Genomic DNA, 19,169 nt, shown 5'->3' on the forward strand with positions numbered 1-19,169 from the left:
GACGGGCGGGGGCCTGTCGGTTCCGGGTGGCGGCGTAGCTCCAGAAGTCCCTCATCACCTGCAGCGGGGTGGGGCCGGCCAGTTCCCCCTGGGTCAGCAGGACGGTGACCGTCCCGGTGGCCGGTACCACGTGGGCGGCGCTGCCGGTGCCGCCGATCCGGCCGTACCGACCCGGGACGTTCCACGGGTCGAGGCACCCACGGCGCCGGGCAGCGGTCCGTCACCGGCACGGGCCTCCAGGAGAGTGCGCAGGTCGCTCACGCTGCCGCCGGGCCGCGCATTCATCGGTCCGCCACGCGTCGGTCGGACACGCGTCGGTCGGACACGCGTCGCGGCCGCTACGCGGCCGGAACCACCGAGGCCCTTATGGCCCCGGCCCACTCCTGCAGCAGGACGGCGTGCCGGATCCGCTCCGCGTCGGAGAGGCGGCCCTCGGCGCGGGCGAAGAGGCAGCGGATGTCGGCGTTGATCTCGGCGAGGGAACGTTCGGCCGCGGAGTGGTCGTCAGGGGTCGGGCTCACGTGATCAAGAGTAGTCGGGGGGTGTGACAACCGTGGACCATGTCCGCAATGCGGACGTCCCCGCTCATTCCCCGATCCGGGCGGCCCGGGACTGGAGGTAGCGGCGCTCCGGAAGGCTGAGGGTGAGTCCGGCGGCCTTCGCGTAGGCGGCGCGCGCCGCCGCCCGGTCGCCCGCCATCTCCAGCAGGTGGGCCCGTACGGCTTCGAGGCGGTGGTGGCCCGCGAGGCGGTCGTCCTCGTCCAGCGCGGCGAGCAGTGCGAGGGCCTCCCGCGGCCCGTGCACCATCGCCACCGCGACGGCGTGGCCCAGGCGTTCCACGGGGCCGGGGACGCGTCGCATCAGCACCTCGTACAGGGCGAGGATCTCCGCCCAGTCGGTGTCCGCGTCGCTCGCCGCCTCGTCGTGGACGGCCGCGATCGCGGCGCGCAGCTGGTACGGCCCGAGCGGAGTGCGGGTGAGGGCGTCGCTGACCAGGGCCACCCCCTCGGTGATGGCCGCGCGGTCCCAGCGGGAGCGGTCCTGCTCGGCGAGGGGGACCAGACTGCCGTCGGGCTCGGTACGGGCGGCGCGGCGGGCGTCCGTGAGCAGCATGAGGGCGAGCAGGCCGGCCACCTCGCCGTCGGCCGGCAGCAGCGCGTGGACGGCGCGCGTGAGGCGGACGGCCTCGGCAGCGAGGTCGGCGCGCTGCAGATCGCGGCCCGAGGTGGCGGTGTAGCCCTCGTTGAAGACCAGGTAGAGCACGTGGAGCACGTCGGCGAGCCGCTCGGCGTGGTCCGGGCCGCGGTCCCGCCCCCACTCCCGTCCGTCGTGCGGGATGCCGAACGGCGCTTCCGAGGCCTTGATGCGCCGTTTCGCCCGGCTGATCCGCTGCGCCATCGTGGCCTCGGGCACCAGGAAGGCGCGGGCGATCTCGGCGGTGGTGAGGCCGCCTACGGCGCGCAGGGTGAGGGCGATGCGTGCTTCGGGGGACAGCTCCGCGTGGCAGCAGAGGAAGAGCAGTGCGAGGGTGTCGTCCTCGGCCGGGGCGCGGCCCTCCCCCGGTGGCGGCTCGACGAACGCGTCACGCGGGGTCAGCGCGGCGACGGTCTCCTCGCGGCGCCTTCGCGCGTCCTCGCTGCGCAGCTGGTCCGTGAGGCGGCGGGAAGCGACGCGGATCAGCCAGCCGCGCGGGTTGCCCGGGCGGCCATCCTCGGGCCACTGCCGGGCGGCGGCGAGCAGGGCCTCCTGTACGGCGTCCTCGGCCGCGTCGAAGTGCCCGTAGCGGCGCACGAGCGCGCCGAGGACCTGCGGTGCCAGCCGGCGCAGCAGGTCCTCGTTCGCGCGGGTGGATTCCGTCTTCACATCTCGGTTCCCGAGGCGGTGTCGACGGGTTGGACGACGACCGGGTAGTTCGGCGCGCCCTCGGGGACCGGGCAGGCGTAGGCGCGGGCGGCGATCTCGGCGGCCCGGGCGAAATCGGGGACGTCGACGATCCAGTAGCCGGCGAGCACCTCCTTGGCCTCTCCGTACGGTCCGTCGGAGATCACGGGGGCTCCGTCGGCGCCGACGGTCACCAAGCGGGCCTGGCGGGGTTCGGTGAGGCCCTGTCCGTCGACCCACTCGCCCGACTCGACGAGCTCGGCGTTCAGGGCGCCCATGTGGTCGTACATCGCCTTCAGCTCCGACTCGGACCATGCCGGACCGCCACTGTTCGCCTTGCCGAACATGGCGTCGTAGTCGGCCTGCTTCCCGAGGACCATCAGCATGTACTTCATGGGGTGCCACTCCTTCTCTTCTTCTCACGGGCTCCGGGATCGGGAGCCTCTCGCACGGGACGTCGGAGCTGTCCTTCCCATTTCGACACGTCGGCCGGTGCCGCGCGATACGACTGTGTCCGGCCGCCGGACACGGCCGGGACCCGGTGCCGGGCGAGGGGGCCCTTACCCTGACCCCATGAAGATCATCGACCTGGAGCCCGGAGACCCGCGGCTCACCGCGGACCTGCTGCCCGTGCTGCGGGAACTGCGCCCCCACCTCACCGACGAGCTCTTCCTCGGGATCCTCGCGGAAGGGCACGGGCAAGGGCTGCGCTTCACCGCCGCGTACGACACGCACGGCGTGTGCGTGGGCGCGGCCGGCTGGCGGCTCGTCGCCACCACCTCGCTGGTCCGCAAGCTCTACGTCGACGACCTGGTCACCGCGGCCACCGCCCGTTCCACAGGGGTGGGGCACGCTCTGCTCGCGCATCTGGAACGGCACGCGCTGGCCTCCGGCTGCACCGCCCTCACCCTCGACTCCGGCACCCAGCGCACCGACGCGCACCGCTTCTACTTCCGCGAGCGGATGGCCGTGACCGCCTTCAGCTTCGAGAAGCCGCTCGGCTGAGGGCGCCGGGGCGCGGTTCCCGTGACCGAACCGTCGCCGCCCCGAGGCCCGTTCGGGCTCGTCGGCCGGTCACGTGGTTGCTAGGTTCCTGCGGAAGCCGACCGACCCTGGGGGAACCGATCTCATGTCCGCATCCAGAGGCCCCCGCAGGGGCCTGTCCGCTGCGGCCGTGGCAGCCGTCCTGCTGGCGGGTTCCACGGGGTGCGGGGACAAGGGCGCCGAGAACCCGGCGGCCTCGGCCCCGGCCTCCGCCCAGGTGTCCGCGTCCGCTTCCGCCTCGGAGTCGGCGGCCGCCGCAGCCTCCACTGCCCCTGCCTCCGCGCCCGTTCCGGCTTCTCCGGCCGGCGCCTCCGCGTCAGCGGCCGCGCCCACGACCCGGGCGGCGACGCCGCCCCCGGCGCCGACCCGGCTGACCGTCGCGGTCGAGACCCGGGGCGGCCGTCTCGCCCTCGTACGCGGGGGCGCGGCACAGGAGTTCACGGTGACCCTGCGGAACGGGAACTCCGCCGAGTACCGGCATCTGCTGGTCGCCTTCCAAATGGAGTCCCTGGTCGGCGAACCCGGCGACCAGCCGGGCAACTGGCCGGGTTTCCTGCTGGAACGTTTCGACCAGGCCTCGGGCGCGTGGCGCCCGGCCGAGTTCCGCATCGCCAACGACGTCAAACCGCTGTCCGCGTTCACCGGCGGCGGCCCGCTCGCCCGCGAGGCCGTGCGCGTCGAGCGCTACCGGCTGCGCGCGACCGCCGGCGGGCCGACGGGCAGCAGCCCGGTGGTGGTGTCCTTCATCGACACGGACGCCGACCGGCAGGCCTCCGCCCATGTCGTCCTCGGGCACGCCACCCGCTAGGACGAAGCTCCCGAGCACGCTTCCCCGGCTGCGAGCGCGGCGGTCCGCCAGGCGGCCGTGACGGCCCGTCGGGCCCGGTCCGTCGCCTCCGGCACCCGGTCGGGGAGGTGCAGCGGCGAGCCGATGTGAACGTGCAGGCAGGGCCTGCGCAGCGGAGCGGTGACCACTCCCGCGAGCTGCTTGGCGCTGCTGCCGGAACACAAGCGGCGGGCGCCCGCCTGGCCGACGGGCACGACGGGTGCTCCCGTCGCGGCGGCGAGCCGGGCCAGACCGCTGCGGAAGGGACCCGGGGCCGCCTCCCCCGCGTCGCGGCGCGACGGCAGGCCGCCTTCGCCGTAGAGCAGCACGCTGCGGCCCGAGGCGAGGGCGACGGCGGCGGCGTCCAGGGAGTCGGCGGCGCGGGCGGTGCCGCGGTGGACGGCGATGTGGCCCTCGCGCCGGAGCGCGGAGCCGAGCAGGGGTACGCGCCACAGGCCGCCGGTGGCCAGGATGACCGGCTCGATCCCGTACCGGCGCAGCGCGGCGACCACGACGGCCGGGTCGGCGAGGGAGGTGTGGTTGGCGACGAGGATGCTGGGGGCGGCGGGCCGCGCGCCCGGGTCGGCGGTGACGGTCAGCCTCCCGAAGGCGGGGACGAGGGCTGCGGCGATTCGGCTGAGCATGGACGGCCCCGTTCGAGTGCGGCGGTGGTGGTGCGGTCCATGGTCGGTGGGTGGGGAGGCACGGTCATGAGTAGGCGTACTCAATCGAATGTGACCGAACTGTCACAGGATCAAGTACACGGAACGAGCGGCGCCGCCGCGGACATCTAGCAGTGCGGCGCGGCTCCTCGGGGCCCGCCGCACAGTATCGGAACGGTGTGAGCAGCAAGGCGGGGCTGGGATGAAGGCGGTATCGGTGGCGGGCGGTTCCTCGGACGACCCGGAGATCGAGCAGGGGACCACCGTCCCGGAGACGGAGCCCGATGTCGCCCCCGACAGCAGGGGCAGCGATCAGGCACAGGCCAGCACCCTCCGGCCCAGGACAGACGGCCCCAAGGCACAACCCGAAGCCGAAGCCGACCGTACGGTCCAGGGCGGGGCCGGAGCCGGGGCCGAGGCCGAAGCCGGGGCCGAGGCCGAAGCCGGGGCCGAGGCCGAAGCCGGGAAGAAGACGGAGGCCAGGGCTGGGGCTGGGGCCGAAGTTGAGGGCATGGCCCAGGCCCACGCCGATGTCGACGCTGAGGCTGAGGCTGAGGTCGAGGCTGCGGGCGAACCCGCCCCGGAAGGCGCAGCTGAACCTGGGGCCGACGCCAACGTCGACCCCGCCGCCGAGGTCGAGGGTGAAGCCGAGCCCGGAGCGGACGCCGAAGGCGAGGCAAAGGCCGGGCCGGAGGTCGACACGGACGCCGGGGCAGAGCCTCAGGCCGAGGCCGAGGCCGAATCAGAGGCCGAGGCTGCCGGCGACTCCACAACCGGGCCCGCACCCGTCGACGCTATGGCTGAACCCGCGGCCGGAGCCAAGGCCGACACTGACGCCAGGGCAGAGCCTCAGGCCGACACCGAGGCCGAATCGGAAGTCGAGGCTACCGTCGACTCCACAACCGGGGCCGCACCCGTCGACGCTGTGGCCGAGGCCGAGGTCCACGCCGAAGCCGGGGCAGAGTCTGATGCCGAGGCCGCACCGGACGTCGAGGCCGCATCTGGGCCCGGTGCCCAGGCGGAGCCCGATGCCGACGCTATGGCCGAACCCTCGGCCGGAGCCAAGGCCAACGCTGACGCCGGGGCGGAGTCTCAGGCCGGGGCCGAGGCTGCCGGCGACTCCACAACCCGGCCCGCACCCCAGGTCGACGCTGTGGCCAAGGCCGAAGCCGGGGCTGGGCATCCCGAGACCGAACCGGAGGCCGAGGCAGCCGGCGAAGCCGCGGCTGGGACAGGAGCCCCGGCGACACCCGAGGCCGACGTTGCGGTCGAGCCCGTGGCCGAAGCCAAGTCCAAGGCCAACACCGAAGCCGGGGCTGGGCATCAGGACGAGGCGGCCGGCGAAGTCGCGGCTGGGACCGGGACCCCGGCGGCAGTCGAGGGCGATGTGCGGGTCGAGCCCGCGGCCGAGGCCGACGCAGAAGCCCGGGTGGCACCCGAGGCCGACGGCGCAGGCGGGGCGGAGGCGACGCAGGTCATCGTGGCTCCCAGGCCCCGGCGGGTCCAGCCGGGCGGGGACGGCGTCCGCTCTCCGCGGGTGCCCGCTTGGGCGCGGGCGGACGCGGACGCCGAGCAGACGAGCGAGTTCGTGGCGCTCAAGGACCTCGACGTCCCCCCGCCCGTCGCGCCGGAGGCGAAGCCGACGCCGCGGTTCCAGCCCCGGCCGCCGGAGGCAAGCGCGCCGCCGCTGCCCGCGCTCGATCTGCTCGCCGAGCTCACCAACACCCCTCCCCCGCCGGAGACCCCCCGCCGGACCGCCCTGCGCCGCGTCAAGGTGTGGACGCCCATCCTGCTGGTCCTCGCCGGCGCCTACGTCGGCGCCCAGATGCTGCGCCCCCTGCCCACCCCGCAGATGGTCGCCGCCGAAACCGACCGCACCGTCGACGGGCAGTTCTCCATGCCCTGGCCCGCCAAGGGCCAGGGGGCCGTTCGCGTCGCCGGCTCCGGCGACCTCGGCACCTTCGGAGAGCAGAAGCCCGTCCCGACGGCCAGCGTCGCCAAGGTGATGACGGCCTACGTGATCCTCAAGGGCCACCCGCTGCGCAAGACCGACCCCGGGCCCGACATCACGGTCGACCAGAAGACCGTGGCGGACGGTACCTCCGAGCACGAGTCCCGGATCTCGGGCCTCACCGCCGGCCAGAAGTTCAGCCAGCAGGACATGCTCAAGATGCTCATGATCCCCTCGGGCAACAACGTGGCCCGGCTGCTGGCCCGTTGGGACACCGGCAGCGACTCGGAGGCCGCGTTCGTCGAGAAGATGAACGCCGCCGCCAAGGAGCTCGGGATGAACAGCACCACGTACACGGACCCCAGCGGTCTGGACGCGGGCACCGTCAGCACCGCCACGGACCAGCTCAAGCTCGCCGAGGCCGTCATGAAGGACGAGACGTTCCGCACGATCGTCTCCCTGCCCAGCGAAACCATCAAGGGTCTGCCCCAGCCGCTCACCAACAACAACGTCCTGCTCACGACGCAGGGCTTGAGCGTCCGGGGCATCAAGACCGGCTCCAGCACGCCCGCCGGCGGGGCCCTGATGTGGGCGGCGTACAAGTCGGTCGGCGACAAGGACCATCTGATCCTCGGCACGCTGATGGACCAGCGTGTGGACGGCCCGGACCCGGACGCCAGGAACAGCCTGGCTCTGGTGCAGACGAACAGCAAGAAGATCATCGAGGCGGTACGGGGGGCCCTGGCGTCGGCTCCGGTGATCCGCAAGGGCCAGGCGGTGGGGTACCTGGACGACGGGCTCGGCGGCCGGATGCCGCTCGTGGCCACCAAGGACCTGAACGTGATCGGCGTACCCGGCCAGCAGCTGAAGCTGTCGCTCGTCGCCGGTGCCTCGCCGCTGCCGCACACCGCGAAGGCCGGCACCGAGGTCGCCGTACTGACCGTGGGTGAGGGCGACGGGGCCAAGAGCGTGCCGGTGGCGGTCCAGAAGGACATGGCCGAGCCCTCGTTCGGTACGCGCATGACCCGCCTCGGCTAGAACGGCCGGTCAGGACGGAGGCGGTCGCGGCCCGATGGCCGCGCCCGCCTCTGTCGTTCAGGGCCCTTCAGGCCTGCTCGGGCAGATCAGGCACCGTGCGGTACCCGGGACGGACGGCCCGAGCCGCGCGTCAGGGAGTACCCGAAGATGCCCGCGGCGGCTCCGAGCACCCCGCCCATCGCGGTCCAGATCCAGCGGTCCGACCACCAGCCGCCGGACCAGCCGTCCTCCGGCTCGCGCAGGGAGGCGGTCACGGTGCCGGCGACCAGGGGTGTGGAGAGGGCTCCGTCCACCGCGTGGCCGCCGCCGGTCTCCTGCACGTCGGCCTCGACGGCCGTGCGCACCGGCAGGCCCAGGTCCTCCTCCGGCAGGCCCACGACCGTCAGGCGGACGTAATAACTGCCCGGCAGCGGGTCGTTGGCCCACGGCTCGGCGCCGGCCCGGACCGTGCGCAGGGTGCAGGACAGTTCGACGGAGGCGGCTTCCTTCGCCGCGGTCGCGCTCTGCGTGCCGTACGTGCACGCCTGCCGGCGGCGCAGTCCGTCGTACACGTCGAGCTGCCAGGTCGAGGCACCGTGCCGGGTGGCCGCTTCGGGCAGCGTGACCGCGGCCTTCACTGTGGCGCGCTGTTGTGCGTCGAGCGGCAGCACCCAGTAGAGGTAGTCGCCGGTGGACGCGCCGGCCGTGGCCTTCTGGCCCGGCCGGAACGCCGCGGCGGTACGGAAGCTGGTGCCCGCCTCGGTCGGGGCGGAGTCGGCCGTGCCCTTGGCCGGGGTGGCGGTGGGGCTCGCCGAGGGCGTGTCCGCGACCGCCGTGCCCACGGCCGTACCCGCCACCGCGAGGGCGGCGGCTCCGGCGAGCAGGGCGGCGGTCAGGGTGCGTACGGTACGCATCAGTTGGTCCTCCAGACGGAGATGCGCCAGCGCGAGATCCAGCCCCACACCAGACCGGCCAGCAGTCCGGCGAGCGCCAGCACGGCCAGCAGCCACCAGCCCCGGCCGAGGCCGAACGCGGCCGCGTCGGAGGCCCCGTCGGGTCCGTCCACCAGGTCGATGGTCAGCTCGACGGGCATGCCCGGGGTGGTCTTGACGGATGCGGGAGCCGAGAAGGAGTTGCTGACCTGGATGCAGACGGTCTCCGCCGCGGGCTTCGCGTCCCCGTCGGCGTCGTCGATCTCGGCCTTCGGGTACCGCAGACCGGTCGAGAGGACGTCGGTGCGCCCGTCGCCCGCCTCCGAGCCGCGCACGATCTCGCGCCCGTGGACGGTCGTGGCGCGCAGCAGGACTCCGTAGTCCTTGTTGACGGCCCGGTCGGCGCCGATGCTCACCGAGGCGCGCAGCTCCTGGCCCGGGAGGACGTCCACCCGGTACCAGCGGTGCTCGCCGAAGGTCTCGCGGTCGCTGTAGAGGCCGGCCTTCAGCTGCGGGGCGCCCTCGCACTGCTTGGCGCCCTCCGTCGCGACCGGGTTGACGACCGGGTCCGCGGCCCGGTCGACGAGTTGGCGCACCCTGCTGGAGAGCTCCGCCTTGTGCTGCACCGAGGTGTAGGTACCGCCGGTGGCCTCGGCGATGCAGGTCAGCTGGGCCCGCGTCTTGGCGTCGGGCACCAGGCCGAGGGTGTCGATGACCAGGTGGATGCCCTTGGCGGCGATGTCGCGCGCCACTTCGCAGGGGTCGAGCGGGGCGCAGGTGTCCTCGCCGTCGGTGATGAGCACGATCCGCTTGGTGGCGTTGCCGCCCTCGAGGTCCTGGGCCGCGCCCTGGAGGGCCGGTCCGATCGGCGTCCAGCCGGTGGGGGCGAGGGTCGCCACCGCGGTCTTCGCCTCGGTCCGGTCGAGCGGCCCGACCGGGTAGAGCTGTTTGGTGTCCTTGCAGCCGAGCGCTCTGTCCTCACCGGGGTAGGTCGCGCCCAGGGTCCGTATGCCGAGTTGCACCTCGGCGGGTACGGCGTCGATGACCTCGTTGAAGGCCTGCTTCGCCGCGGCCATACGGGACTGGCCGTCGATGTCGGTCGCCCGCATGGAGCCGCTGACGTCCAGGACGAGATCGACCTTGGGGGGTTCCTTCGCCGTCGGTCCGTCGGCGGCGGTGGCGCTCGCCGGGAAGAGCCCGACGGCCAGGGCGGCGAGCAGGCCGCACGCCCCGGCCGCCAGCCGTTTTCTTGTGATCATCGCCGGATCGTATTGAGGATCGTCCGGCAATCCAAAACCGGGTCCCCGCCGCGGCTTTCAGGGTGTACGCGGACTTCCGCCGGGCGTCCCGGCAGCGGACCGGGCCGGCGGACGGGGGCGGACCGGCGGACGGGGGCGGACCGGCGGATATCCGGGTGCATGGGGCGCAGTGCCCGATCTACTCTGCCGGGATGAGCACCCGTACCTTCCGCATCACCGTCCGCGGCTCGTTCGACGGTCTGACCGACGACCAGCGGGCCGAGCTGCTCGCGGCCGCGCCCGAGCACGACATGCTGCGCGCCGAGTTCACCGCCGAGGGTCACCTCACGTACGACCTCGCGGCCCGTCCCTTCTTCACCTTCCGCTTCCTCGAATCGGGCCAGAGCGAGGAGGACATCCTCGACGCGACGGCCCGTGCGGAGCTGGCGGCGGAGGGCTGGCTGACCGAGCGCGGATACGGCTTCAAGCAGCTGAAGTCTCAGGCCCAGGACCTGTCGCAGGCTCCGCTGGGCAAGCGCGGGCGCCGTGAGGCGGCCCGCGCCGACGGCCGGGCCTGACCGCGGCTCGCGGTCAGGCGTCCCCGGTCAGGCCTCGCCGGTCGCGGCGAAGACGGCGCCGAGGTGGGCGGCCAGCGACTGCGGGGCGGGCGGGGTGAGGCGGGCGCCCAGGTAGCCGTCCGGGCGGATCACGAAGGCCGTCGGCTGGTCGGCCGCGTAGAGGCGGGCGAACTCGCCGCGGCTGTCGCGGTAGACCGGCAGCGGGCTCGCGCCGGCCTGGCCGTCGGGCGGGGCATCAGCGGGGAGCACCACGCAGACCTCCACCCGCCCGCCGGAGGACTCCCCTGCCGTCCGCGCGAGTTCGTCGAGGCCGGGCCCGGTCCCGTACAGCAGCAGGAGGTGCTCGCGCTCCCGCAGGAGGTCGTACAGCCGCAGCGGGTAGGCGGCGATGTGCCCGGTGAGCCCGCGGCAGTCCGGCGCCCGGTCGCCCGGCCGGGGCCCGCGGCCCTCACCGGGCGGGTCCACGACCGGGCTTCCCCGGTAGCCGACGAGGAGTTGGGCCTCGCGCAGCATCACGGTCTCCGGAGCGTCCGGGTCTGACTCGATTCCCTGGACGGCGTGCCGCACGGTGCGGCCGACGACTTCCTCGCCGACGGGCCGGCGCTCGGCGTCGTAGCTGGCGAGGAGGCCGGGGCGGGCCGCGTCCCGGACCGCGAGGGCGAGCTTCCAGGCCAGGTTCCAGGCGTCCTGGATACCGGTGTTCATGCCCTGGGCGCCGGTCGGCGGGTGGATGTGCGCGGCGTCCCCGGCGACGAAGACCCGGCGGTCCCCGTACCGGTCCACGATCCGGTGGCTGATGCGGAACACCGAGGACCAGCGGATGTCGGAGGCGGTGGTCGGCTGCGGTGACAGCCGGTCCAGGACGGCCTGGATGTCCGCCAGTCCGGGGGCCCGGCTGCTCTGCAGGCCGTGGGCGATGCCGTCGGAGGAGGCCTCGACCTGCCGGGCGGTGGAGAGTTCGGGCGGCACCATCATGGACATCCGGTAGCGGCCCGGGCCGGGCAGCGGGATGCACACCAGCACGTCGTCGACGGCGCCGTCGACGCCCCGGTGCAAGGAGCGCACGCCGTACCCGTGCGGCACGTCCCAGTCGACCCGCACGTCGGCGAGCATGTACTCCTCGGGGAAGGCGCCGCCCTCGTAGCTGAGCCCCAGCCCCTTGCGGACGATGCTGTGCGCGCCGTCGCATCCCACCAGGAACCGGGTCCGCACCTCTTCCTCGGCGCCGGAGGGAGTGTGCAGCCGGGCGGTCACCCCGTCGGCGTCCTGCCTGAACGACACCAGCTCGGTGCCGCGTTCGACCGTGGTCCCGAAGCGGCCCAGGAACTCGTCGATGATGCGCTCGGTCTCGTACTGCGGCAGCGCGGCGAATCCGTACGGCACTTCGGGCGGCAGGACGAGGTCGAGGCGCGGCTGCTCGATGCCGTTGACGTACAGGTACTGTCCGCGCATCGGGACGGCCGCCTCGAGGACCGTGCGGACCAGCCCCATGCGGTCCCAGAGCTCCAGGGTGCGCGGCTGGATGCCCACGGCCTTCGCGAACGGCAGCCGGGCCGGCAGCCGGTCGACGATCCGGCAGGAGACTCCGCGCCTGCGGAGCTCGGCGGCGGCGGTCAGACCGACCGGGCCGGCGCCGACGACCAGGACGTCCGTTGCATAGGTGCGCGCCACTGGCGCCTCCCGGCATCTTTACTCGATCACGAGGTCGACGTCGATGTTGCCGCGGGTGGCCCGGGAGTAGGGGCAGACCTCGTGGGCCTGCTTCACGAGCAGGGCGCCCGTCTCGCCGGCCAGGGACTCGGGGAGCTCGACGCGCAGGGTGACGCCCAGGCCGAAGCCGGCGCCGTCCTTGCCGATGGAGACCTCCGCGGTGACCGAGACCTCGCTGGTGTCGGCCTTGGCCTGGCGGCCGACGAGGCCGAGCGCACTGGCGAAGCAGGCGGCGTAGCCGGCCGCGAAGAGCTGCTCGGGGTTGGTGCCCTGCCCGTTGCCGCCGAGCGCCGGGGGCATGGCGAGGGCGAGGTCGATCTGGCCGTCGGAGCTGACGGTGCGGCCCTCGCGGCCGTTGGCGGTGGCGACAGCGGTGTAGAGCGCGTCCATGAGAGTTCCTCTCGCAGAAATGAACCGTGGCGGCGGCCGGTGGTCGACCGCGCTCCACCAGTAGAGCACGCAATTCAGTTGTGCACAATTCAATGCCTCGCAAGTCTGCCCCGGGTACACTTGCCGTCATGACCGAGCAGCCGACCGCGACCCGCCCCGACCAGGACTTCCTGCGCCTGGACGGCCAGATCTGCTTCGCGCTGAACGCCGCGAGCCGCGCGTTCGGCGGCCTCTACCGCGTCGTCCTCAAGGACCTGGGGCTCACCTACCCGCAGTACCTGGTGATGCTGGTGCTCTGGGAGCACGGCGAGCTGCCGGTCAAGGAGATCGGGCAGCACCTCCGGCTGGATTCGGGCACGCTGTCCCCGCTGCTCAAGCGGCTGGAGACGGCCGGGCTGGTCCGCCGCGAGCGCAGCACCGAGGACGAGCGCTCCGTCCACGCCCACCTGACCGAGGAGGGCGCCGCGCTGCGCGTCCGCGCCGCGGAGGTGCCCCGGAGGATCGCGGCCGCGACCGGCTTCGAGCTCGCCGAGATCCTCGACCTCCAGACCCGCCTGAACCGCCTCACCGCCGCGCTCGACGCGGCCGTGCCGCGGGAGGCCGGAGAGGCGTAGGCCCCTCCCGCGCCGGACACTGGTCCGGGAAGCGGAAAGCGCGAAGCGGGGGGCCGAAGGCGGGAGGCACCCGGTGGAACCGGTGGCGGCGCTGGACCGGATCGCCTTCCTGCTGGAGCGCGCACAGGCCCCCACCTACCGGGTACGGGCCTTTCGCACGGCGTCCGCGGCACTCACGCGGATGGGCGGGCGGGAGGTGGCCGAGCGGGCCGCCGCGGGCACCCTGGAGAGCGTCAAGGGCATCGGCCCCAAGACGGCCCAGGTCGTACGGGAAGCCCTCGGCGGGACGGTGCCGGCCTACCTGCAGACCCTGGAGGACGAGGCCGCCGCACTCCCCGAGGGGCCGCCCGCCACCCCTGCCGCCACCGCGCTGCGGGCAGCCCTGCGCGGGGACTGCCACGTGCACTCGGACTGGTCCGACGGCGGCAGCCCGATCGAGGCGATGGGCCGGGCGGCGGCCGCACTCGGCCACGACTGGGCCGTGCTGACCGACCACTCGCCGCGGCTGACCGTCGCGCGGGGGCTCTCCCCGGAGCGGCTGCGCGAGCAGCTGGCGGTGGTGGCCGAGCTCAACGACACGTGGGCGCCCTTCCGGCTGCTCACCGGAATCGAGTGCGACATCCTCGACGACGGGGCGCTGGACCAGCAGCCGGAGCTGCTGGAACGGCTCGACCTCGTCGTCGGCTCGGTGCACTCGAAGCTGCGGATGGACGCTCCGGCGATGACCCGGCGGCTGCTGGCGGCCGTGCGCAATCCGCTGATGGACGTACTGGGCCACTGCACGGGGAGGCTGGTCACCGGACGCACCCGGCCTGAGTCGCAGTTCGACGCCGAGGCCGTCTTCACGGCCTGCGCGGAGTCCGGTACCGCCGTGGAGATCAACAGCCGGCCCGAGCGTCTGGACCCGCCGCGGCGGCTGCTGCGCCTGGCCGTGGCTGCCGGCGCCTTCTTCGCGATCGACACCGACGCACACGCGCCGGGCCAGCTGGACTGGCAGGTGCTCGGCTGCGAACGAGCTGTGGAATGCGGCGTACCGGCGGGGCGGATCATCAACACCTGGGCCGCGGACGAGCTCCTGACCTGGACCGACACCTGACGCGCCCCGTGAGGGCATCCTTCGTCGGGTGGGTCACACCTGCCGGGGGCGGGAGCCCCTTCACACGAGCAGCGCTCCGAGGCTTTCGGGCGCGAAGAAGTCCGCGGGCGAGGTGACTCCCGCCGCCACCCTGGCGAAGCCGTCCATCGCCGGGCCGCTGCGCGACACGGCGCCGAGCACCTCGAGCATCTGCGCCGGGGGCGGGTCCAGCGTGGCGAGCTCGGTGGTGAACTCGTACATCGGCAGGACCTGACCGTCCCGGCTCTCCTGGTAGTCCTTCATGGCCGCGTCGAAGGTCCGTGCACCGGTGAACGTCCGGTCGAGCGCCCGCACGCACAGTTCCGCGTCGCGGAAGGCGTCCTGGATGCCCTGGGCCGTGATGAAGTCCTTCAGGTACCCGGCGTCGCCGACGAGCGCCCAGCCCGGCCCGTACGGCCGGCGCAGGAGGTTCGGGACCGCCGCGCCGACGAGACGCTCCACGCGGCGGGCCGATGCGATCCGGTCGGCGAAGGACGGAACCAGGCCCAGGGTGGCCCGGTACCCGGCCTCGATGTCCGCCCGGTTGGCCTCGAAGTCGCGCATCGGCACCCCGCAGATCACCACGGTCAGGCCGTCGTTGGTGGGCCAGGCGGCGAAGGCCCGGTCCGGCCGCACGTAGGTCTCGAACCGGCCGTCCATCGGCAGGCCGGTCCAGTACGCGTAGTAGCTGCACTGGAGCTTCGGCTTCTCGGCGTAGGCGGCCGCGCCGACGGACCGCGCCACCAGGGAGTGGGCCCCGTCCGCGCCGACGACGACGCGGGCGTACTCCGTGACGCTCTTCCCGCCCGCCCCGTGCCCCCTGATGCCCGTGACCGCGTCACCCTCGACCACGAGGTCCTCGACGGTGAAGCGCTCCCGCACCTCCGCGCCCGAACGGTCCGCGGCATCGACGAGGATCTTGTCCAGGACCGTACGGCGCGGCGCGTACGCGGCCGGGAACCCACAGCCGGCGGGCGAGCCTTCGATGGTGAAGGGCCCGAAGTCGAAGGAGTAGGTGGCGATCGGCGGGCAGCCGCTCGCGATCACCTGGGGCAGCAGCCCCCAACGGTCCAGGGCCGCGAGGCCCGGCGGGTGGACGAGGTGGGTGGAGACCGTGTCGCTCGGGAACGTGGTCCGGTCGGCCAGGAGCACCCGGTAGCCCTTGCGGGCGAGCAGCATCGCCGTCGGCGCGCCGGCGCACCGCGCGCCGACTACCACGGCGTCGTAGATCTGATTCGGCATGACGTCACCTACCGTCGGTCGCTGCCCGTGGGCGCGCGGGCGCCGCCCGGGTTCGTACGGGTTCGTACGCTGGAAACGCTAGGCGGCGGACCGGGCCGTCCGCGTCGGCAGAACGTCCACTCCCCGGCATGGGCATTTGTGCCCACGTGCGCGGCGCGTGCGGGTGCAGGTGCCCGTGCGGGTGCAGGTGACGTTCAGACGAGGCCGTGCCGGTGTGCGTAGGCCGTCGCCGCGGAGCGCGACGACACCCCGAGCTTGGCGAAGATGTTGCTGATGTGACGGGCGACCGTCTTCTCGCTCAGGAAGAGGTCGTCCGCGACGGCCCGGTTCGACTTCCCCACCGCCACGTGCCGCAGGACTTCCCGTTCCCGGGCCGTGAGCCGGCCCTCCGCCCCGTTGGCGGCCTTGAGCACGAGCTCCTCGGCACGCAGCAGGTCCGGTACGGCGCCCAGCTCCCGGAAGACGGCCGTGGCGGCCTCGATCTCCAGCCGGGCTGTGATGTCGTCGCCGCTCTCCCGGCAGGACAGGCCGATGAGCAGGCGGGTCCGCGCGGCCTCGTACGGTGCGTCCAGGTCCCGGAACGTCGCCACCGCGTGGCCGAGTACCGCCTGGGCGCCGTGCGCCTCGCCGGATGCCAGGAGCACCGCGCCCCGCGCCTGTCCGCCGATGGCGCTCAGCAGCGGGGAGTCCACGGCCTCGGCGGTCGCGGCCAGTTCCTCCGCCGCGGCGCGCGCCTCCTGCAGCCCTCCCGCCGCCAGCATGATCTCCACGTACGCCGGCAGGATCCGGCAGCGAGCGATCCCGTCGCCGGACGCGTCGAGCGCGGTGCGGATCGCGCGGGCGGCGGCCCCCGTGTCCCCGGCCGCGAGCAGGGACAGTGCGAGTCCCGGCTGTGCGCCGTGCCCGAGCCTGCTGGCCTCGCGGTACGCCGCCTGCGCGCGCTCGGTCTCGCCGCGCAGCCGGTGGAGTTCGCCGAGCTGGTAGTACGCGGCGTCGGCGGAGCTCGCCGTCGGGGTCGACCGCATCCACCTGCAGGCACGCTCCGCCTCGTCCAGGGCGTCGTCCCAGTCCCCGTGCAGCCGCATGACCTCGACGCGGTGGGCCAGGCAGATGCCCCGGTAGGGCACCAGTTCCTGTTGCGCGGCGCACCACCGGGACAGTTCGGCCGTCCATTCCCGGGCCCGGCGCAGATCGAAGACCTCGTGGCAGACCGCGATCACCGCACAGTAGGCGAGTCCGGACACGATCGGGGAGACCTCGCCCGCCGTCACCCCGACCATGGCCTCGTCGAGGAGGCGGATCCCCTCCGCGGCCCGGCCGGTCCCGATCAGGTTCTCGCCGATGGAGACCATGGCGAAGATCGTGAGGTCCGGGTCCGTGAAGCGCGTCGCGACGGCCAGGGCCCGTTCGGAGACGGCCAGGGAGTTCGCCGTCTCCCCGGCGCAGTAGGTGCGCAGCCCTTCCAGTGCCAGCAGGTAGCCCTCCTCGACGGTGTCCGGCTCGCCGGCGTCGAGCAGCCGCCGCGCCCGCGCCGTCCAGCCGGCGCAGCGGGACCACTCCCCGCTCAGCACCAGGTCGAGCCCGAGCCAGAACACGCAGCGGACGGCGCGCGGCACGTCACCGCGGGTCAGCCACGCATGGTGGGCGCGCGTCCACAGGTCGTCGCTCTCGGTGTCCCGGCCGGTCAGGTGGGCGGCGAGGGCGAGCCGTTCGAGATCCTCGGGACCGAGCGGGTGCCGGCGGTCGGCCTCCGAGAGGATCGCGAAGACGTCGCCCCACGCGTGCCGTGCCAGTGCTGCTCCGGCGGACCGCTGCGCTGCGGCTGGCTCCATGGCCCCATTCTCCCCGAGGTCCGCCGGAACGGGCCGCGGGCTCAGGAGTGGAGCTCGACCAGCAGCAGGACCACGTCGGCCGCGGCCACCGCCATCGTGGTCAGGAACGGGAGCCTTCCGGCGGGCCGGCGGGCCGCGAGGAGCAGGGCTGCCGCCGTCGCGGCCAGCAGCCCCCAGCCGTACGCCGTCACCCGCCCCGGCGGTCCCGCGACCAGGGCCGCGGTCGAGCCGAGGACGAGCAGGCCGGCTGCCGCCGCGGAGCGCCGTACACCGAGCCGCTGGGGCAGTCCCACGACCCCGGTGGCCAGGTCGTCCTCGATGTCGGGCAGCACGTTGGCGAAGTGTGCGCCCGCCCCGAGCAGGGCCGCGGCGGCCGTGAGCCAGGGCGGGGGCCAGGGCGCGCCGGGCAGCCCGAGGGTGACGAAGGCGGGCAGCAGACCGAAGGCGAGGGCGTACGGGACCCACGAGGCGGCCGTGCCCTTCAGCCGGAGGTTGTAGCCCCAGGCGGCCGCGACGCCGACGAGGTGCACCGCGCCGGCGAGCAGCCCGGCGGCCAGCGACAGCGGGACGCAGAGCAGCAGCGCGACGGCTGCCGCCCTGGTCACGGTGGCGGCCGACACCGTACCTGCGACCAGGGGTTTGTCCCGGCGGCCGGTGGCCAGGTCACGGCGCAGGTCGGCCCGGTCGTTGCACCATCCCACCGACAGCTGTCCGGCGGCCACCGCGCCCACGGTGACGGCCGCCCCCGGCAGGCTGCGGCCCGCGGCGGCCGCCAGGGCGGCGCTGAAGAGGGTCACGGCGGTCGCGGGAAGCGGGTGGCACGCCGCGAACAGGCCGGTCACCGTACGTCCGGACCTCGCCGGCCTGCGGCTCTCGGTGGGGGCGGTCGTCTCTGGGGTCTGCGGGGTTCGTGCGGGCACGGCGACACGCTATGCGGCGCCGCGCCCGGTTCGCCTGATTCATAACGATGTGTCAGTTATTTCCTATGGTGAATCAATGACACGTGTTCTGGCAGTGCGCAGCGTGTTCCCGCCCCATCTCCACCCCCAGGCCGAGATCACGGAGGCGCTCGCCCGCTTCCTGCCGTCCGGCTCCGATACCGCCCTGCTGCGCCGGGTCCACGCCTCGGTGCGCGTGGAGCGCCGCCATCTCGCGCTCCCGCTGGAGCGTTACGGGCCGGCGAACGACTTCGGCACGACGAACGCCCTGTTCGTCGAGACGGCCCTGGAACTCGGCGCCCGCGCCCTCGAACTGGCCCTCGCCGACGCCGGCCTGGCGGCGCACGAGCTCGATCTGGTCATGTCGACCACGGTGACCGGGCTCGCGACACCCTCGCTGGAGGCCCGCCTCGCCACCCGCGCCGGGCTCCGGCCCGATGTGCGGCGGGTGCCGCTCTTCGGCCTCGGCTGCGCCGCCGGCGCCGCCGGGGTCGGCCATCTCCACGACCATCTGACGGGCCGCTCCGGGCACGCGGCCCTGCTGCTGTCCACCGAGCTGTGTTCGCTCACCCTCCAGTCCACGGACACCTCGATGGCGAATCTGGTGGCCGGGGCCCTCTTCGGCGACGGCGCGGGCGCCCTGCTCGCGGTGGGCCGCGACCATCCCCTGCACGCCACCGGCGCCGGGCCCGAGGTGGTGGCCGCCCGCAGCCGGCTCTATCCGGGCACCGAGCACCTCCTCGGCTGGGACATCGGCCACTGGGGCATGCGCATGGTGCTCGGCCGCGAGCTCCCCGACCTGGTCAGACTGCACGTGGCCGAGGAGGTCGAGACCTTCCTCGCCGCCCACGAGCTGAAGCCCGCGGACGTCGACGCGTGGATCTGCCATCCCGGCGGCCCGAAGATCCTCGACACGCTCTCGGACGCGCTCGCCCTGCCGGAGCAGGCCTTCGCCGCGAGCCGGCGCTCCCTGGCGGCCGCGGGCAACCTCTCCTCCGCCTCGGTCCTGCACATCCTGGACGGCGTCCAGAGCGCGGGGCCGCCGCCGCCCGGTTCGGTCGGGCTGATGCTCGGCTTCGGCCCGGGCTTCGCCTCCGAACTCGTCCTCCTCCGCTGGTGACCCCGATGAACGCGATGGACTCCATGCCCCTCATGCCCCTCATCCCATCCATGACCTCCTTGCCATCCATGACCTCCGCG

18 protein-coding genes and 1 pseudogene are annotated in these 19,169 nt (G+C 73.9%); 7 read left to right on the forward strand and 12 right to left on the reverse strand.

Annotation, left to right across the window (positions count from 1 at the left end):
- Window positions 1-28: 28 nt before the first annotated feature.
- The 4 genes and pseudogenes from OG332_RS01805 to OG332_RS01820 form a co-directional block, all read right to left on the reverse strand.
- Window positions 29-187, reverse strand: a pseudogene (locus tag OG332_RS01805) (serine hydrolase domain-containing protein); the annotation flags it as partial.
- A gap of 151 nt (window positions 188-338) precedes the next feature.
- Entirely contained in the window at window positions 339-521 is a 183-nt protein-coding gene (locus OG332_RS01810; RefSeq protein WP_327411758.1) for a hypothetical protein, read from the reverse strand.
- A gap of 64 nt (window positions 522-585) precedes the next feature.
- Window positions 586-1,863 (reverse strand): RNA polymerase sigma factor, encoded by a 1,278-nt coding sequence (locus OG332_RS01815; RefSeq protein WP_327411759.1) that lies wholly within the window; start codon window positions 1,861-1,863, stop codon window positions 586-588.
- The gene (locus OG332_RS01820) at window positions 1,860-2,276 is read right to left on the reverse strand and encodes a YciI family protein (protein ID WP_327411760.1); all 417 of its coding nucleotides are present in this window, start codon (window positions 2,274-2,276) and stop codon (window positions 1,860-1,862) included. The genes OG332_RS01815 and OG332_RS01820 overlap by 4 nt, the downstream gene beginning before the upstream one ends.
- A 178-nt stretch (window positions 2,277-2,454) precedes the next feature.
- Here OG332_RS01820 and OG332_RS01825 point away from each other — a divergent pair, with 178 nt between their 5' ends.
- Both OG332_RS01825 and OG332_RS01830 read left to right on the forward strand, forming a co-directional pair.
- The gene (locus OG332_RS01825; protein WP_327411761.1) at window positions 2,455-2,886 is read left to right on the forward strand and encodes a GNAT family N-acetyltransferase; all 432 of its coding nucleotides are present in this window, start codon (window positions 2,455-2,457) and stop codon (window positions 2,884-2,886) included.
- Window positions 2,887-3,010: 124 nt separating this feature from the next.
- Entirely contained in the window at window positions 3,011-3,733 is a 723-nt protein-coding gene (locus OG332_RS01830; protein ID WP_327411762.1) for a hypothetical protein, read from the forward strand.
- On the opposite strand, the gene OG332_RS01835 is transcribed toward OG332_RS01830, so the two are convergent.
- Window positions 3,730-4,395, reverse strand: coding sequence for a lysophospholipid acyltransferase family protein (locus OG332_RS01835; RefSeq protein WP_327411763.1), 666 nt, complete (start codon window positions 4,393-4,395; stop codon window positions 3,730-3,732). The genes OG332_RS01830 and OG332_RS01835 overlap by 4 nt on opposite strands.
- A 220-nt stretch (window positions 4,396-4,615) precedes the next feature.
- Here OG332_RS01835 and OG332_RS01840 point away from each other — a divergent pair, with 220 nt between their 5' ends.
- Complete coding sequence (locus OG332_RS01840; protein WP_327411764.1) at window positions 4,616-7,402, forward strand: serine hydrolase; 2,787 nt, start codon at window positions 4,616-4,618, stop codon at window positions 7,400-7,402.
- An 86-nt stretch (window positions 7,403-7,488) separates the two neighbouring features.
- Here the strand turns inward: OG332_RS01840 and OG332_RS01845 are convergent, their stop codons facing one another.
- Both OG332_RS01845 and OG332_RS01850 read right to left on the reverse strand, forming a co-directional pair.
- Window positions 7,489-8,295, reverse strand: a complete 807-nt coding sequence (locus tag OG332_RS01845; RefSeq protein ID WP_327411765.1) for a hypothetical protein — start codon at window positions 8,293-8,295, stop codon at window positions 7,489-7,491.
- Window positions 8,295-9,572, reverse strand: coding sequence for a VWA domain-containing protein (locus OG332_RS01850; protein WP_327411766.1), 1,278 nt, complete (start codon window positions 9,570-9,572; stop codon window positions 8,295-8,297). The genes OG332_RS01845 and OG332_RS01850 overlap by 1 nt, the downstream gene beginning before the upstream one ends.
- Window positions 9,573-9,763: 191 nt before the next feature.
- On the opposite strand from OG332_RS01850, the gene OG332_RS01855 reads away from it, so the two are divergent.
- A complete protein-coding gene (locus OG332_RS01855) occupies window positions 9,764-10,129 on the forward strand; it encodes a DUF6204 family protein (RefSeq protein ID WP_327411767.1) in 366 nt (121 codons plus the stop codon).
- A gap of 27 nt (window positions 10,130-10,156) precedes the next feature.
- Here the strand turns inward: OG332_RS01855 and OG332_RS01860 are convergent, their stop codons facing one another.
- The gene (locus tag OG332_RS01860) at window positions 10,157-11,800 is read right to left on the reverse strand and encodes an FAD-dependent monooxygenase (protein ID WP_327411768.1); all 1,644 of its coding nucleotides are present in this window, start codon (window positions 11,798-11,800) and stop codon (window positions 10,157-10,159) included.
- 18 nt (window positions 11,801-11,818) lie between these two features.
- Window positions 11,819-12,229, reverse strand: a complete 411-nt coding sequence (locus OG332_RS01865) for an organic hydroperoxide resistance protein (RefSeq protein WP_030770995.1) — start codon at window positions 12,227-12,229, stop codon at window positions 11,819-11,821.
- 128 nt (window positions 12,230-12,357) lie between these two features.
- Here OG332_RS01865 and OG332_RS01870 point away from each other — a divergent pair, with 128 nt between their 5' ends.
- Together OG332_RS01870 and OG332_RS01875 are read left to right on the forward strand one after the other, a co-directional pair.
- The gene (locus OG332_RS01870) at window positions 12,358-12,843 is read left to right on the forward strand and encodes a MarR family winged helix-turn-helix transcriptional regulator (RefSeq protein ID WP_327411769.1); all 486 of its coding nucleotides are present in this window, start codon (window positions 12,358-12,360) and stop codon (window positions 12,841-12,843) included.
- A gap of 73 nt (window positions 12,844-12,916) precedes the next feature.
- A complete protein-coding gene (locus tag OG332_RS01875; protein WP_327411770.1) occupies window positions 12,917-13,939 on the forward strand; it encodes a PHP domain-containing protein in 1,023 nt (340 codons plus the stop codon).
- A gap of 60 nt (window positions 13,940-13,999) precedes the next feature.
- Here the strand turns inward: OG332_RS01875 and OG332_RS01880 are convergent, their stop codons facing one another.
- From OG332_RS01880 to OG332_RS01890, 3 genes are all read right to left on the reverse strand, one after another.
- Window positions 14,000-15,199: an NAD(P)/FAD-dependent oxidoreductase gene (locus OG332_RS01880; protein ID WP_327411771.1), complete on the reverse strand. Its 1,200-nt coding sequence runs from the start codon at window positions 15,197-15,199 to the stop codon at window positions 14,000-14,002.
- A gap of 194 nt (window positions 15,200-15,393) precedes the next feature.
- Window positions 15,394-17,031, reverse strand: coding sequence for a helix-turn-helix transcriptional regulator (locus OG332_RS01885; RefSeq protein ID WP_327411772.1), 1,638 nt, complete (start codon window positions 17,029-17,031; stop codon window positions 15,394-15,396).
- 41 nt (window positions 17,032-17,072) lie between these two features.
- Window positions 17,073-17,951 (reverse strand): UbiA family prenyltransferase, encoded by an 879-nt coding sequence (locus OG332_RS01890; protein ID WP_327411773.1) that lies wholly within the window; start codon window positions 17,949-17,951, stop codon window positions 17,073-17,075.
- A 76-nt stretch (window positions 17,952-18,027) separates the two neighbouring features.
- On the opposite strand from OG332_RS01890, the gene OG332_RS01895 reads away from it, so the two are divergent.
- Window positions 18,028-19,089: a type III polyketide synthase gene (locus OG332_RS01895; RefSeq protein ID WP_327411774.1), complete on the forward strand. Its 1,062-nt coding sequence runs from the start codon at window positions 18,028-18,030 to the stop codon at window positions 19,087-19,089.
- The last annotated feature ends 80 nt before the right edge of the window (window positions 19,090-19,169 follow it).

Source organism: Streptomyces sp. NBC_01233, assembly GCF_035989305.1.
Lineage (GTDB): Bacteria > Actinomycetota > Actinomycetes > Streptomycetales > Streptomycetaceae > Streptomyces.

What these genes read in the sequence shown, in the direction of transcription:
- OG332_RS01820 (WP_327411760.1), bottom strand. Translation starts at nt 2,276, where the DNA reads ATGAAGTACATGCTGATGGTCCTCGGGAAGCAGGCCGACTACGACGCC.
- OG332_RS01825 (WP_327411761.1), top strand. Translation starts at nt 2,455, where the DNA reads ATGAAGATCATCGACCTGGAGCCCGGAGACCCGCGGCTCACCGCGGAC.
- OG332_RS01830 (WP_327411762.1), top strand. Translation starts at nt 3,011, where the DNA reads ATGTCCGCATCCAGAGGCCCCCGCAGGGGCCTGTCCGCTGCGGCCGTG.
- OG332_RS01835 (WP_327411763.1), bottom strand. Translation starts at nt 4,395, where the DNA reads ATGCTCAGCCGAATCGCCGCAGCCCTCGTCCCCGCCTTCGGGAGGCTG.
- OG332_RS01840 (WP_327411764.1), top strand. Translation starts at nt 4,616, where the DNA reads ATGAAGGCGGTATCGGTGGCGGGCGGTTCCTCGGACGACCCGGAGATC.
- OG332_RS01845 (WP_327411765.1), bottom strand. Translation starts at nt 8,295, where the DNA reads ATGCGTACCGTACGCACCCTGACCGCCGCCCTGCTCGCCGGAGCCGCC.
- OG332_RS01850 (WP_327411766.1), bottom strand. Translation starts at nt 9,572, where the DNA reads ATGATCACAAGAAAACGGCTGGCGGCCGGGGCGTGCGGCCTGCTCGCC.
- OG332_RS01855 (WP_327411767.1), top strand. Translation starts at nt 9,764, where the DNA reads ATGAGCACCCGTACCTTCCGCATCACCGTCCGCGGCTCGTTCGACGGT.
- OG332_RS01865 (WP_030770995.1), bottom strand. Translation starts at nt 12,229, where the DNA reads ATGGACGCGCTCTACACCGCTGTCGCCACCGCCAACGGCCGCGAGGGC.
- OG332_RS01870 (WP_327411769.1), top strand. Translation starts at nt 12,358, where the DNA reads ATGACCGAGCAGCCGACCGCGACCCGCCCCGACCAGGACTTCCTGCGC.
- OG332_RS01880 (WP_327411771.1), bottom strand. Translation starts at nt 15,199, where the DNA reads ATGCCGAATCAGATCTACGACGCCGTGGTAGTCGGCGCGCGGTGCGCC.
- OG332_RS01885 (WP_327411772.1), bottom strand. Translation starts at nt 17,031, where the DNA reads ATGGAGCCAGCCGCAGCGCAGCGGTCCGCCGGAGCAGCACTGGCACGG.
- OG332_RS01895 (WP_327411774.1), top strand. Translation starts at nt 18,028, where the DNA reads ATGACACGTGTTCTGGCAGTGCGCAGCGTGTTCCCGCCCCATCTCCAC.